We start from the raw sequence: 13,814 nt of genomic DNA, 5'->3' as shown, positions 1-13,814 counted from the left end.
GGCACCACCTTCGCCGGGAGGATGCCGTGGACGAAGTGCTCGTGTGGCACGTCTCTCCCGGTGAGGACGAAGCCGAACTCGTCGCGTGTCCGAGCCTGAGGATGGCTGCCCGGTCTTCCAGACCTGACAGAGCAATGCTCCCTTCAGCCTCGCGAGCTGCTGAGCTCGGTTGGATATGAGTCCTCGCACACGGCCCCGCGCGACTGTGAGAGCGCTTCTGAGGCGGTGTTGCCGGAAGTCACGTACCAGACGGCCCGAGTATGACCCGCCGCCGCCAGACTGTTCAGGGCGTACGACAGCGCCAGTTTCGCGTAGCCGAGCCGCTGGTGCTCGGGATGGGTGATGACGTTGTTCAGCAACGGCTCACCCTCGACGTTCGGCAAGAGCTCGCCCTGGAGGCTGGAGGTGGGGCCGGGCAACGCCATCACGTACCGCCGCTTCACGGTCATCTGCTGGACTGCGTCTCGGTGCGAGCTCGGCAGTGTCGAAGAACCCGGCGGGCCCGGAACGGCTCAAGACTTGGGGCCAGTCTCGCCCGATGACGACTCTTGGGTCACCGAGGACATCCGTGCCGCGGAGTCTCCCGGCACGGTGTCGAGGATGGCGTCGACATCGGTGCCGCGCTTCTTGCCCAGCTGGTGGAAGAAGCCGTACACGACGACACCGAAAGCCAGCCACGGCAGGTAGATCGCGAAGGTGGTCAGCTCGCCGAACTGCCCGGTGAACAGGGCCCCCCACTCGGCGGCCTGGCTGATGATCGCCACCGATCCGACCCCGCCGATGAACAGCGGGATGTAGAACCACGGACCCGGGTGGAAGGCGGCGCGTGCCGCGAGTTTCGGCTTCCTCATGTAGATGTACAGGGCAGCCACCGCGACCGTGATGTAGGCGACGAGGTAGGCGAAGGTGGCAATGGCGATGGCCCGGTCCAGGCCACCGCTCCAGAACATGAGCAGGCTCGCACCGACATACAGCGTGAGCAGCGACCAGTGCGGCGTCTGAAACCGCTTGTTGACGTCAGAGAACCAGCTGGGGAAGACCTCGTCCCACGACCATGAGTACGGCAGCTTGACCGCCGCGATCATCACGGCGTGGACGCTGGTCGCCGTGGCGAGCAGGCCTCCCACTCCGACCAGGATGACGGCGGCCTCCCCGAGGAAGGTGTCGGCGGCGGTGACCAGTGGCCGGTCGGAGTCCGCCAGCAACGTGTAGTCACCGACGACCCCGTAGATCACCAGAGCGGTCAGCATGAACAACGCGATCAGAATGCCGATTCCACCGACCATGGCCAGCGGGAGGTTCCGGGCGGGATTCTTCACCTCGGCCCCCATCTGCGCGGCCACCTCGATGCCGATGTAGGCGTAGAACAACGGGACCGTCGCGGCGGTGAAGCCGTTGAACCCGCCCGTGAAGAACGGTTGGTAGTTCGCGAGGTCGATCGAGAACAGCCCCGGGAGAACGAGGACAAGAATGGCGGCCAGGAGAAGGGCGAACATGATGTTCTGCGAGGCGCTGTACGCCTTGGTGCCCAGAAGGTTGATGACGAAGAGCACAGTCAACAGGACAAAACCGGAGACCGCCGGGGGCACATCGGGCAGAAAGACATTCAGATAGCTGCCGAAGCCGATAGCCAGCACCGCGTCGGCTGCGATATAGCCCAACCATTTGGTCCACGTCACGAGGAAGCCGATAGGGCGGCTTTGGAAGGTGCGTGACAGATACGTGTAGGAGCCTCCCGCCGCAGGAAAGATTGTTGCCATCCAGCAGTAGTACGTGCCAATGGACATCGCGACGACTCCGGTGATGAGAACCCCGAGGATCACGCTGGGACCCGTTGTGCTGCTAGCAGTCCCGATCGTCACGAACAAACCTGCGCCCAGTGTGCCGGCCACGACAGTGGCGATAGCAGCCAGCAACCCCATGTTGCGCGCTAGTCCGGTGTCACGGTTGTTGGTAGCCACGATGAACCTTCCGAGCAGAGGGACACGAGCCCCATCGTTCAGGCCCGACGAACGCCTTACGAGCAACATGCGTCTCGGTGGCGCACTGTTTAGCACGGGGCTAAAGAGGCGTCAATTGTGCGTTTCGACTCCGTCCCCAAGGACGCCACACCGTGAACGCATCTCAGACGGGCCGAACACACCACTTACTGCACGGGAGGGGCGCAAGGTTCTCCTGACCCTGATCGCGCTCGAGCCTGGGCTCATGCCCAGCAGGGTAGAGCGGAGGAGAGGGATGCTCGCCGCGCAGGTTGCGGAACGGCCGACCATCGGCCAGGTCCAGCTCCATCCGGCACTGGGCCTGGTCCCACAGCCGGCCGAGGTGGAGGTCGTGGTCGTCGCGGAACCACTGCCGCCCTCCCGGAGCCCGGGTCAGCTCCCCGAAGACCGGCCCCTGGTCCGTCTCCAGCAGGTCGACCCGGATGAAGGGCAGGGCGACCGCCCGGGACAGATGGCGGGCGATCGCGACGTAGTCGGCGAAGGCTTGGGGCGGCTCGATGGTGGGGTCGATGTGGTTGCCGGGCGCCACGTCATCGCCGAGATCGGCTCCATCCTCGTCGAGGAACCGGTAGCGCGCCCGTCGCATGTCCCCGTGCCGAGCCATCCGGCGCAGCATGACGTGCCCGAGCTCGCCGTAGAACATGTAGAGCTTGATGTCTTGCGGCAGGGAGTCGCCCTGCGGCGGCGCCAACAGCGGCTCGATGAAGAAGGGGCCCTTGACCTTGGGCTGTCGCAGATGGGCGCGCACCTGCTCCTGCGTCATCACCTGCCGCTCCCCCACGACCCGGTAGGCGTCGTGGTCCACCCGTCGCAGCGGGAGGACGCCGCGGCTTGCGGCCCCGCGGTCGGCCTTGAGCACGAACGTCTCCGGTGCCTCAGTCAGGTCCAGGCCGTCGAGCGTCGCCCAGACCCTCAGCACCTCGGGGACGGGAACGCCGTGGCTGCTGGCGAGACGGTAGTTGCGCAGCTTGAAGGGGATCTGTCGCAGCGGGTGACGGCCCTGCGGGTCGAGCCTCTTGAGCTCTCGGGGGCCACGGTTGAGGTCGTGCAACCGGCGGCGAAAGGAGGGCGGGGAGGCCTGGCCGTGAGGCAGGACGTCGACCGGCGCCAGCCCCCTCACGTGCTGGTGCGCCCTCCAGTCGATATGCCGGACGACCCGGGCCCCGAAGCGTGACACGTCGCCCGTGATCCGGGCGCCAAGGTCCTTGTGCATGGGGCTCCTCCGGGTGGCTTGCTCAGGAGTCGAGCCGGACGGCCCCCGGGGCGACCTCGGTGGCGCGCTGGCGCAGCTCGGCCTTGAGGATCTTGCCGGTCGCCGTCTTCGGCAGGTCGGTGACGACGAACTGGGCGGGGCACTTGAAGTGCGCCATGCGCTCGCGGCAGTGCTCGCGCAGCTCCGCCTCGGTCACGCTGGCACCTCGGCGCAGGGTGACGAACGCGACCGGGACCTCGCCCCAGCGCTGGTCCGGACGGGAGACCACGCCGCACTCGGCTACCGCGGGATGCTGCACGACGACCTGCTCCACCTCGACCGTGCTGATGTTCTCGCCTCCCGAGATCACCAGGTCCTTCTTGCGGTCGCGCAGCTCGATCTGGCCGTCCTCGTGCACCACCGCGAGGTCGCCGGAGTGGAACCACCCGCCCGCGAACGCCTCCTCGGTCGCTTCGGGATCGCCCAGATACCCGGTCATCACGACGTTGCCGCGCATGCACACCTCGCCCAGGCTCTGCCCGTCCGCGGGGACCTCACGCCCGTCGCCGTCCAGCACCTGGACCGAGCCGGCCGCCACGTTGGCGAACCCCTGGCGTGCCCGCACCCGGTAGTGGTCCGGGTCGTCCCGGGGATGCAGCTCGCGGTCGGTCACGTTCACCGTGAACGGGCCGTAGGTCTCGGTCAGGCCGTACACATGGTCGACGAAGAACCCGAGGTCCTCCATCCGCTGGATGATCGTGGGCGCGGGTGGTGCTCCGGCCGTCACCAGCCGCACCGGCGCCGGAAGCTCTCTGGCCGCCTCCGACTCAGCCAGCATGGTGAGCACGGTCGGCGCGGCGCACAGGTGTGTGACCTCGCCGGAAGAGCACAGGTCCCAGATCTGCTGCGGGTCGATGCTTGGCACGCACAGGTTCCGCGCCCCCACCGCGACGGTCGCCCACGGGAAGGTCCATCCGTTGCAGTGGAACATCGGCAGGGTCCACAGATAGGTGCTCTCCGCGCTGACCCGGTGGTCCAGCGTCATGGCCAGCGCGTTCAGGTAGGCCCCGCGGTGGTGGTAGACGACGCCCTTGGGGCGGCCGGTGGTTCCCGAGGTGTAGTTCACCGAGATCGAGGCTCGCTCGTCGGCCACGTGCCAGCCCTGGTAGCTCTCGCGACCGGCGGCGACGACCTCATCGAAGGTCTCGTCCAGGACGACCTGCGTCACCTCCGGCCGTTGGGCGACGAGCTCGCGGTACTGCGGCCCGACGAGGGCCACGCGGGCACCGGAGTGCTCGAGGATGTAGCTGACCTCGTGCGGGCCCAGTCGGGTGTTGATGGCCACGAGGTCGGCGCCGGCCATCGGCACGGCGAAGTGCGCCAGCAGCACCGGCTCGCTGTTGTTCGCCAGCACGGCGACCCGCTCCCCCGGTTCGACGCCGAGCGATCGCAGATGTCCAGCCAGCCCCTGGGCGCGGATGAGCCACTCGGCGTAGGTGAAGCCGACCTCGCCGTCGACCACCGCGACGCGTGAGCCGTGGACGCGCGCTGATCGCTCCAGGAAGGACAAGGGGGTCAGAGCCTCGTCGTTGGCGGCCATGGTGAGTGCCTGTGCGGTGCCGTCGGTGGACGGCAGCGGGTCGATCACGGCTTCCCCGTCCTGCGTCCGGTGAACGGCATCTCGGTGACGACGGCCCGGCGCGGTTCGCCGTCGATCACCACCTCGTGCTCGGTTCCGGGATCGGCGTCCTCGGTCGGCAGGATCACCATCCCGATGTTCTGCTGTAGCTGCGGCGAGTGACACGCGGACATCATCCTGCCCAGCGTGCCCCCCTCCCGGACCACCGGGTAGGGGGCCACCATGGTCCCGTCGTTGTACGAGCCCAAGGGTGCACCGTCGATGACCATCCCGACCAGACGCCGCGCGGTACCCTCGGCGCGGATGCGGCGCAACGCCTCGTCGCCGACGAAGCCGCCCTCCTTGTCCAGGGCCACCATCCACGGGTAGCCCAGGCCGACTTCGTACGGGTTGGTCGACAGGTCGACGTCGGCACCGTAGGCGAGCATGCCGCCCTCGATCCGGCGGATGTGACACACACCGCCCACCCCGACCCCGTGCGGCTGCCCGGCGGCGTAGAGACGCCGCCACAGAGCCGGTCCGTACTCGGTGGCCTGGGAGAGATAGACCTCGAAACCCAGCTCGGATGTGTAGCCGGTGCGGGAGACGATGAGGCTCATTTCGTCCAGCGTGTACTCGGCGAAACGGTAGAAGCCGATGTCGCGGATCGACTCGCCGAAGACGTCGGTCATCACGTCTATCGAGCGCGGGCCCTGCACCTGGATGGTGCCCATGTCCGGCTCAGTGAGCGTGACGTCGAGCCCGCTGTTGACCGCGAGCCCCTTGGCCCACAACAGACCGTCGCTGTCGGCGAGGGTGAGCCAGAAGTGGTTCTCACCGAGGCGCAACAGCACCGGGTCGTTGATGATGCCACCCTGCTCGTCGGTGAGGAAGGTGTACTTGCACTGCCCCACCTCGCACTTGCTGAGGTCGCGGGTGACGATGCGGTTGGTGAAGGTGAACGCGTCCGGGCCGGTGATCTCGACCGGACGCTGCACCCCCACATCGGTGAGGTTGACGTTGGTGAGCAGGTTCCAGTACTCGGCGACCGGGTCGCCGAAGTGCCGCGGGATGTACATGTGGTTGTACACGCTGTACATGGCCACCCCGTGCTGACGGACGGCCTCGAAGAAAGGTGACCGCCGGATGCGCGGGTACAGCAGCATCTCCGGCCCCTGCGGGCCTGCAGCCTTCAAGCGGGGCCCCGGCTCACTTGCCCTGCCAGACCGGCTGCCGCTTGTCCAGGAAGGCGGTGATGCCCTCCTGAGCGTCGAGGGCCATCGCGTTGGTCGCCATCGTCTCGGACATGAGGGTATAGGCCTCCGCCTGAGGGACGTCCACCTGGGCGTAGAAGGCCTGCTTGCCCACCCCGATGGTCATCGGGCTCCACTTCGACAGCTTCGACACCAGGTCCCAGACCTCGCCCTCCAGCTCCTCCTGCGGCACGGCCCGGTTGACCAGGCCCCAGTCGACCGCCGTCGCCGCGTCGATGGGCTCCCCGGTGAGGAGCATCTCCATGGCGCGCTTGCGTCCGACGCTGCGGCTGAGCGCCACCATCGGCGTGGAGCAGAACAGCCCGATCCGCACCCCGGGGGTGAGGAAGAGTGTCGTGTCCGCGGCCACCGCCAGGTCGCACGTCGCCACCAGCTGGCAGCCGGCGGCGGCGGCCACCCCGTGGACCTGCGCGATCACCGGCTGGGGGATCTGCTGCACGGCCTGCATCATCTGGGAGCAGACGTCGAAGAGCTCCCGCTGTTCCTCCAGCGAGCGGTCGGTCATCTCCTTCAGGTTGTGCCCCGAGGAGAAGACCTTGCCCTCGCCCTTGATCACGACGACGCGGATCTCGTGGTCCTCGCCGATCTCGAACAGCCGGTCGCGCAGGTCCTGCATCATGGACAACGACAGAGGATTCCGCTGGTCCGGCAGGTTCAGCGTGAGCAGCGCGGCGGTCTCCCGCTTCTCCATCGAGATCTGCGGTTGCGCCTGTGTGGTTTCTTCGTGCTGCGTCGTTGCAGTGACCACTGTCTACTCCCTTGACTGCGGCTCTCCCTCGGTGAGGGGAAAGGGTCTGTGTAACAGCCAGCCTACGTCGGGTCAACCCACCCCTCTGGCTGGCCCCCATGACTCCCCCTAGGCTGGAGCGACACTCGTCGCCGACCAACGGAGGTCACCATGTCAGCCAGGCCAGATGCCACATTCCACGCCTCGCCGAGGCTCGCGATGGAGGCTCCGGCCGAAGGGCTGGCGTACACCCTGATGCTCAGCCCAGACGGCACGGCCCCCGACGGCCTGGCGGTCGTCGACGTCGATCCGGCATCCGACACCTTCGGCAGCATCGTGCACCAGGTCCTCATGCCGAACACCGGCGACGAGTTCCACCACTTCGGCTGGAACGCCTGCTCCTCAGCGCTGTCCCCACTGACCGGGCACGCGTTCCTCGAGCGCCGCTACCTCATCATCCCTGGCATCCGGTCGTCCCGGATCTACGTGATCGACGTCAAGGGAGGCCCCACCGCGGCTCGGCTGCACAAGGTCATCGAGCCGGAGGAGATCTTCGCCAAGACCGGCTACTCGCGGCCCCACACCATCCACTGCGGCCCCGAGGGCATCTACGTCTCGACTCTCGGCGGTGGCGGCGTGGACGGCACCGACGGGCCTCCCGGGGTGTTCATCATGGACTGTGAGACCTTCGAGGTGCTCGGCCGGTGGGAGATCGACCGCGGCCCCCAGGACAAGCACTACGACTTCTGGTGGAACCTCCCCCGCGACTACATGGTCTCCTCCGAGTGGGGCCTACCCCCGCAGTTCGAGAACGGCATCGTCGCCGAGGACCTGCTGAGCAACAAGTACGGTCACCGGCTGCACTTCTGGGACCTGCGGGCCCGGCGCAACGCACAGACCATCGACCTCGGGGAGAACCACCAGATGGCCCTCGAGGTGCGTCCGGCCCACGACCCGGCGCGCGAGTACGGGTTCTGCGGGGTCGTGGTCGACACCCAGACCCTCGAAGGATCGATCTGGACCTGGTGGCGCGAGAACGGCGAGTTCCACGCGACCAAGACCGCGGTGATCCCGCCCGAGCCCGCCTCCGCGGACGACCTCCCGCCGCTGCTGCAGGGCTTCGAGGCGGTGCCACCGCTGGTGACCGATATCGACCTGTCGCTGGATGACCGGTTCTTGTACGTCAGCTGCTGGGGCACCGGCGAGCTGCGCCAGTACGACGTCAGCGACCCGATGAACCCCGTTCTGACCGACTCGGTGCACACCGGCGGCATCACCCGCAAGACCGCGCACCCCTCGGGGGGCGACTACCGCGGCGGGCCCCAGATGGTCGAGATCAGCCGCGACGGTCGGCGGGTCTACTGGACCAACTCCCTCTACTCGACCTGGGACGACCAGTTCTACCCGGACGGAGTGCCGGCGGCGATGGTGAAGGCGGACGTCGGCGCCGAGGGAGGCCTGAGCCTGGACGAGAGCTTCTGGGTGGAGTTCCCCGAGGGCTACCGGGCGCACCAGATCCGGCTCGAGGGCGGAGACTGCTCGACCGACAGCTTCTGCTACCCCTCGGCCTGAGCCCCACCTCCTGCTGAGCATGGGTGAGGCGTCCGGCGTCGCGCTCTGGTCGGCGGTCGTACTCGCCGGCCTCTACCACGGGCTGAACCCGGGTATGGGTTGGCCGCTGGCCGTCTCTGCAGCGCTCATGGAGCGCCGACCCTCGGCCTTGGCGCGGTCGCTGGCCCTGCTCGGGCTGGGTCATTTCCTGGCCATGGCGGTGGTGTTGTTGCCGTTCTCCCTCATCGGGAGCCTGGTGCAGTGGGAGATGACGATCCGCCTGGTCGCTTCGGGTATCGCCGTCGGATATGGCTTGTTCCTGCTGCTGTCCCGGTCGCATCACCCCCGCTACCTGGCCCGGGTGGCCCCGCATCGGCTCGTGTGGTGGTCGTTCCTCGCGGCGACCGCCCACGGCGCCGGACTGATGCTCCTGCCGATCTTCCTGTCCATGAACCAGATGGCCATGGACGGCGACCACGGCGCCATGATGCGGCTCGTCGGCGAGAACGCCGCTCCGGCCGTGTTCGTCGCGCTCGTGCACACCCTGGCCATGGTGGCCGCAGGGGCCCTGCTGGCGGTGCTGGTCTATCGCTGGCTCGGCGTGAAGGCGGTGTCGCGGACGTGGTTCAACCTCGACGTGGTGTGGGCGCTGAGCCTGCTCCTGGTCGGTCTGCTCAGTGCCGCGCAGGCGCTGTGGTGGTGATGCCGCGGAGCACCGGATGGGTTGACCTGAGGCGCCTCTTCGCCAGAATGCCTGCATGGGCATCGGTGGCCGGACGGGAACCCAGGCTGGGGGCATGGGCACCGAGATCCTGCGCTACGCGGCCTTCACCGACCGCGGTCACGGTGGCAACCCGGCTGGTGTGGTGCTGGACGCCCGCGACCTGGGTGAGGCGCAGATGCAGCGCATCGCCGCCGAAGTGGGCTACTCCGAGACCGCGTTCGTCCGGCCCGGCGACACACCGGGCCGCTTCGCGGTCCGGTACTTCAGCCCACGTGCCGAGGTCGAGTTCTGCGGCCATGCCACCGTCGCGACGGCCGTGGCCATGGCCGAACGCGGCGAGCCCGGAGCCGTGCTCTTCGAGACGCCGGTCGGTGAGGTACCCGTGCGGACGCGGCGCGACGAGGCGGGCGAGCTCGTCGGCACTCTGACCTCAGCCCCGACCCATACCCGCCCTGTTGACCCCGAGGTGCTGGACGCGGCGCTGACCGCTCTGCGTTGGAGCGGCGACGACCTCGGCACCGACTTCCCGGCTCACGTGGGCTTCGCAGGCAACGAGCACCTGCTGCTCGCTGCGGGGTCCCGGGAGCGTCTGGCGCGACTCGACTACGACTTCGACGCGCTTGGGGCCCTGATGCAGGCCGAAGGGTGGACCACGGTCCACCTGTTCTGGCGCGAGAGCCCGACCGTCTTCCACGCCCGCGACCCGTTCCCCCCTGGTGGCGTCGTGGAGGACCCGGCCACGGGCGCTGCTGCCGCGGCCTTCGGTGGGTACCTGCGTGCCCTCGCCCTCGTCGACGGCGAGCCGGAGGTCACGGTGCACCAGGGAGTCGACATGGGCCGCCCGAGCCTGCTGCAGGTCGACCTGTCCACCCCGCACGGGCGCATCGCGGTCACCGGCGCCGCCAACGTCATCCGCTGACCGATGCAGCCCGCGGGTCACTGGTACGGCAAGCCGGAGAGGGGCTTCCGCCGTCTGGGCACCAGTCTGGAACCGCTCGTCGCCGACCTCGGCCGACGGCGTACTCCCCTCGACCGGTTCTTCGTGTGCAGCGCGGGGGAGGTCCCACCCGTCGATCCGGCCAGCTGGCGCCTGCGGGTCGACGGCGACGCCGCCGCCACACCGGTCGAGGTCTCGCTGAACGATCTGCGGGCCCTTGAGCAGGTCAGCGTCGACGCCTGGCTCGAGTGCGCCGGGAACGGGCGAGGGTTGTTCGCGGCGGTGGGCGGGCTGACGATCTCCGCCGCACCGAAGAACACGCCGTGGTTTCTCGGCGGTCTGGGCCTGGCCACCTGGACCGGCCCCAGGCTGTCCTCCGTCCTCGAGCTCGCCTCACCCACCGACGGGGCCGGATACGTAGGACCCGTGGGGCTCGACCACGACAACAGCGAGGGTGAGACCGTGCGGATGTCGCTGCCGTGGGAGAAGGCGCTGCACCCCGACACGATCGTCGCGCTGACCATGAACGGGGCCGACCTCCTGCCTGCCCACGGCGCGCCGGCCCGGTTGCTCGTCCCCGGATGGGTGGGCGCCTACTCCGTCAAGTGGCTCGAGCGCCTCGAGCTGGCCACCACCTGGGTGGACTCTTTCCGCGCGAACGAGTACTACGTGCTGAGGGACGAAGCCGGCCGCGTCACCGGGCCCGCCACCGCACATCCGGTCAAGAGCCAGCTGTGTCTGGGCTGGCCGGCCGCGGTCGACTCCGGACCGCTGGAGGTGCACGGCTACGCCAGATCGGGTCAGGCACCGATCGCGGCCGTCGACTGGGCACTCGACGACGGCCCGTGGCAGTCGGCTGAGCTGCTGGACGACCTCGGGCCCTGGGCGTGGCGGCCGTTCAAGCTTCACGTCGGGTTGCCTGCGGGCCCCCACACCATCCGCACCCGGGCACGGGACGAAGCGGGCAACCTGCAACCCCTCCGGCAGGCCCCGCACCGGGACGGCGTGTTGTGGAACGCCGTGATCCCCCACCCGGTCACCGCAACCTGAGTCACCGCGGCTGACACGATGGCGGCATGCGTGCCGTGGTGATCGATGCCGCTCATGCCGTGCCCCGGGTGCGTGAGGTGCCCGAGCCCGCAGCTCCCGCAGACGGCGTGGTCGTGCGCGTCGAGGCGACCGGGATGTGCCGCAGCGACTGGCACGTCTGGGCCGGGCACGACGAGAACACCTTCCCGCAGGTGCCCGGACACGAGCTGGCCGGGGTCGTGGCCGAGGTCGGTCCGCTGGTCGCGAAGTGGCAGGCCGGCGACCGGGTCACGGTCCCCTTCGTCTCCGGATGTGGCCGGTGCGAGTGGTGCCGGGACGGAGAGGCCCAGGTATGCCCACACCAGCGGCAGCCCGGGGTCACCGACCCGGGTTCCTTCGCCGAGTTGGTCGCCTTGCACGCCGCCGACACCAACCTGGTGGCCATGCCCGACGCCATCGACGCCCGCGCCGCCGCCAGCCTGGGCTGCCGCTTCGCCACGGCCTACCGGGCACTGGTCGCCCGAGCACGCGTCGCGCCCGGCGAATGGGTAGGGGTGATCGGTGCCGGCGGCGTCGGGCTCAGCGCGATCATGATCGCTCACTGCATCGGCGCCCGGGTCGTCGCCGTCGACCGGAACCCCCAAGCCCTGCGTGCCGCTGCCGCCGTGGGCGCCGAGCACACCCTGGACGCGAACGGCACCGACATCCCGTTCGCCGTCCACGACCTCACCGGTGGCGGGGCCCACGTCAGCGTCGACGCCGTCGGCACCGAACAGACCTGCGCCGACGCGATGCTCAGCCTGCGCCGCCGGGGAAGGCACGTGCAGGTGGGGCTTCTCCCGCCCACGCATGGGCACCCGAGGGTGCCGATGGCGCCGGTGATCGCGCGGGAGCTGGACGTCCTGGGCAGCCACGGCATGGCCGCGAACGACTACCCGGAGCTGCTCCGGCTCATCGAGCACGGCCGCCTGAGGCCCCAGCGGCTCATCGAGCGCACCATCGGTCTCGAGCAGGCCGCAGCGCTCCTGCCGACCTTCGACCAGACTCCGGTGGCCGGGATGACGATGGTCGACCCCACGGCCTAGACCCGCGCCCGCACCACGGGCTGCTCGGACTAGCCCAGCAGCGAGCGTGACCTCTGGTCGAGGCCGAGCGTGCCGTAGGGGTGGTCCGGCGGAGCCGGGTCGCTGGCCTCATCGAGGGTGCGCGTCGCGTCGGTGTCCAGGTGCAGGTCGGCGGCGGCGAGATTGGCCTCCAGCTGCTCGGTGGTGCGCGCGCCCAGGATGACCGACACGACCGCCGGCCGGTCCACCAGCCACGCCAGAGCTACCTGCGCCATCGGCACTCCGTAGCCCTCGGCCACGGAGCGGACGGCATCGACGACGTCCCAGGTGCGCTGCGCCGCCGAGCGCGTGGCGTAGGCCTCCATGCCGCGCTCGGGGTCCTCGCCCAACCTCGTCTGGCCCGTCGGTCGCTCCTGCCTCGAGTACTTCCCCGTGAGCCACCCGCCACCCAACGGCGACCAGGGGAGCAACCCGAGACCAGCGTCCTGGCACGAGGGCACGATCTCGTACTCGAGCTCGCGGGTGAGCAGGTTGTACTGCGGCTGCAGGGTCACCGGGACACTGCACCCGTGTGCGCGGGCGAGACCGACGGCCTTCTGCACCTGCCAACCGGTGAAGTTGGAGAGCCCGACGTAGCGCACCTTGCCAGCACGGACGAACCCGTCCAGCGTGGCCAGCGTCTCCTCCAGCGGAGTCAGCGGGTCCCAGGCGTGCACCTGGTAGAGGTCGACCGTCTCCACGTCGAGGCGGCGCAACGAGGCGTCGAGGGCACGTTGCAGGTGACGCCGGGACAGTCCCACGTCGTTGCGGTCCTGGCCCATGGGAAACCGGCCCTTGGTGGCGAGGACCACCCGGTCACGCACGTCGGGTGCCGCCTTCGCCAGCCACCGACCCACGATCTCCTCCGAGATGCCGGTGGAGTAGACGTCCGCCGTGTCGACCACGGTGCCGCCGGCCTCCAGGAAGGTGTCGAGCTGGTGGTGCGACCCCCTCTCGTCGGTCTCGCTGCCGAAGGTCATCGTGCCCAGGGTGAAGGTGGAGACGGCGCATCCGCTGGCGCCTAAGGTCCGGTAGTCCATAGCCACCATCCTGCGTCACGGCCCCCACATTCACGAGGTGTGGTCCGGACTCGTACCTCATCGGCTTCTGCACTGGCGCCGGCCGCCGACCTCTGCCTCGCCCCGCCGCCCGTGAAGGGCGGTCTGTCGGTGCCGGGCGATAGAATCGAACACATGTTCGCATCGGCACCGGCTGAGACAGGGCCAGTCCCCGGGGGAACGGGCCGCGCGGCGCTCATGGGTCCGACCCTGAGGGAGGCGCTCGCCCAGGTGCGTGACGCCATGAGCGATGCAGAGCCGCTGGCTCGCGACAGCCATCGCGTGCCCAACGGTGACGTCGGCCCGGTCCTTCGCGAGCTCAACGAGGCCCACGCCCAGCTGGAGCGGCTGACCGTCGTGGTGCTGGCCGACGCGTTGCACCGCGGGCTGCATACCGACACCGGGCTGTCGGCCTACGACTGGGTTTCGGCGCGCTGTCCCTGGCTGTCTCGGGCGCAGATCGGGGACCTGGTGACGGTCGCGACCAGTGTGCGGCAGGCGGCGCATGAGCCGATCCGCGAGGCGGTGACCACGGGCCGGCTGCCGGTGCGTCGTGCCGCCCGGCTGGTGCGGTGCCTGCAGCAGGTCCGGTCGGTGACAC

Annotated in this window: 12 protein-coding genes and 1 pseudogene; 6 read left to right on the top strand and 7 right to left on the bottom strand. The window is 69.2% G+C overall.

What is annotated here, in order from left to right:
* Positions 1–143 precede the first annotated feature (143 nt).
* From VJ976_RS00635 to VJ976_RS00610, 6 genes are all read right to left on the bottom strand, one after another.
* Positions 144–449, bottom strand: coding sequence for a GNAT family N-acetyltransferase (locus VJ976_RS00635; RefSeq protein ID WP_324097897.1), 306 nt, complete (start codon positions 447–449; stop codon positions 144–146).
* A 63-nt stretch (positions 450–512) separates the two neighbouring features.
* Complete coding sequence (locus VJ976_RS00630; RefSeq protein WP_324097899.1) at positions 513–1,922, bottom strand: APC family permease; 1,410 nt, start codon at positions 1,920–1,922, stop codon at positions 513–515.
* Between the two features lie 202 nt (positions 1,923–2,124).
* Entirely contained in the window at positions 2,125–3,213 is a 1,089-nt protein-coding gene (locus tag VJ976_RS00625) for an ATP-grasp fold amidoligase family protein (protein WP_324097895.1), read from the bottom strand.
* 22 nt (positions 3,214–3,235) lie between these two features.
* Positions 3,236–4,840, bottom strand: a complete 1,605-nt coding sequence (locus tag VJ976_RS00620; RefSeq protein ID WP_324097893.1) for an AMP-binding protein — start codon at positions 4,838–4,840, stop codon at positions 3,236–3,238.
* Positions 4,837–5,976 carry a glycine cleavage T C-terminal barrel domain-containing protein gene (locus VJ976_RS00615; protein WP_324097891.1) on the bottom strand — a complete coding sequence of 380 codons (1,140 nt, stop codon included), beginning with the start codon at positions 5,974–5,976 and terminating at the stop codon, positions 4,837–4,839. The genes VJ976_RS00620 and VJ976_RS00615 overlap by 4 nt, the downstream gene beginning before the upstream one ends.
* 43 nt (positions 5,977–6,019) lie before the next feature.
* A complete protein-coding gene (locus VJ976_RS00610; RefSeq protein ID WP_324097889.1) occupies positions 6,020–6,832 on the bottom strand; it encodes an enoyl-CoA hydratase in 813 nt (270 codons plus the stop codon).
* Positions 6,833–6,982: 150 nt separating this feature from the next.
* Between VJ976_RS00610 and VJ976_RS00605 the strand changes: the two genes are divergently transcribed.
* The 5 genes from VJ976_RS00605 to VJ976_RS00585 all read left to right on the top strand — a co-directional run bounded on the left by VJ976_RS00605 (position 6,983) and on the right by VJ976_RS00585 (position 12,137).
* On the top strand, positions 6,983–8,383 hold the full coding sequence (locus tag VJ976_RS00605; protein ID WP_324097886.1) for a selenium-binding protein SBP56-related protein: 1,401 nt from the start codon (positions 6,983–6,985) through the stop codon (positions 8,381–8,383).
* 19 nt (positions 8,384–8,402) lie between these two features.
* Positions 8,403–9,065: a hypothetical protein gene (locus VJ976_RS00600; RefSeq protein WP_324097884.1), complete on the top strand. Its 663-nt coding sequence runs from the start codon at positions 8,403–8,405 to the stop codon at positions 9,063–9,065.
* 94 nt (positions 9,066–9,159) lie between these two features.
* Positions 9,160–10,005, top strand: a complete 846-nt coding sequence (locus VJ976_RS00595) for a PhzF family phenazine biosynthesis isomerase (RefSeq protein WP_324097882.1) — start codon at positions 9,160–9,162, stop codon at positions 10,003–10,005.
* 3 nt (positions 10,006–10,008) lie between these two features.
* Entirely contained in the window at positions 10,009–11,073 is a 1,065-nt protein-coding gene (locus VJ976_RS00590) for a molybdopterin-dependent oxidoreductase (RefSeq protein ID WP_324097880.1), read from the top strand.
* Positions 11,074–11,099: 26 nt separating this feature from the next.
* Positions 11,100–12,137, top strand: a complete 1,038-nt coding sequence (locus tag VJ976_RS00585) for a zinc-binding dehydrogenase (RefSeq protein ID WP_324097878.1) — start codon at positions 11,100–11,102, stop codon at positions 12,135–12,137.
* A gap of 29 nt (positions 12,138–12,166) precedes the next feature.
* Here the strand turns inward: VJ976_RS00585 and VJ976_RS00580 are convergent, their stop codons facing one another.
* Positions 12,167–13,195, bottom strand: a complete 1,029-nt coding sequence (locus VJ976_RS00580; RefSeq protein ID WP_324097876.1) for an aldo/keto reductase — start codon at positions 13,193–13,195, stop codon at positions 12,167–12,169.
* A gap of 261 nt (positions 13,196–13,456) precedes the next feature.
* Between VJ976_RS00580 and VJ976_RS00575 the strand changes: the two are divergent.
* Positions 13,457–13,814, top strand: a pseudogene (locus tag VJ976_RS00575) (hypothetical protein); the annotation flags it as partial.

This window comes from Ornithinimicrobium sp. (assembly GCF_035267225.1).
Classification (GTDB): Bacteria; Actinomycetota; Actinomycetes; order Actinomycetales; family Dermatophilaceae; genus Ornithinicoccus.
The sequence above is the reverse complement of the archived record's forward strand: the minus strand, read 5'-3'. Positions and strand labels throughout refer to the sequence as shown.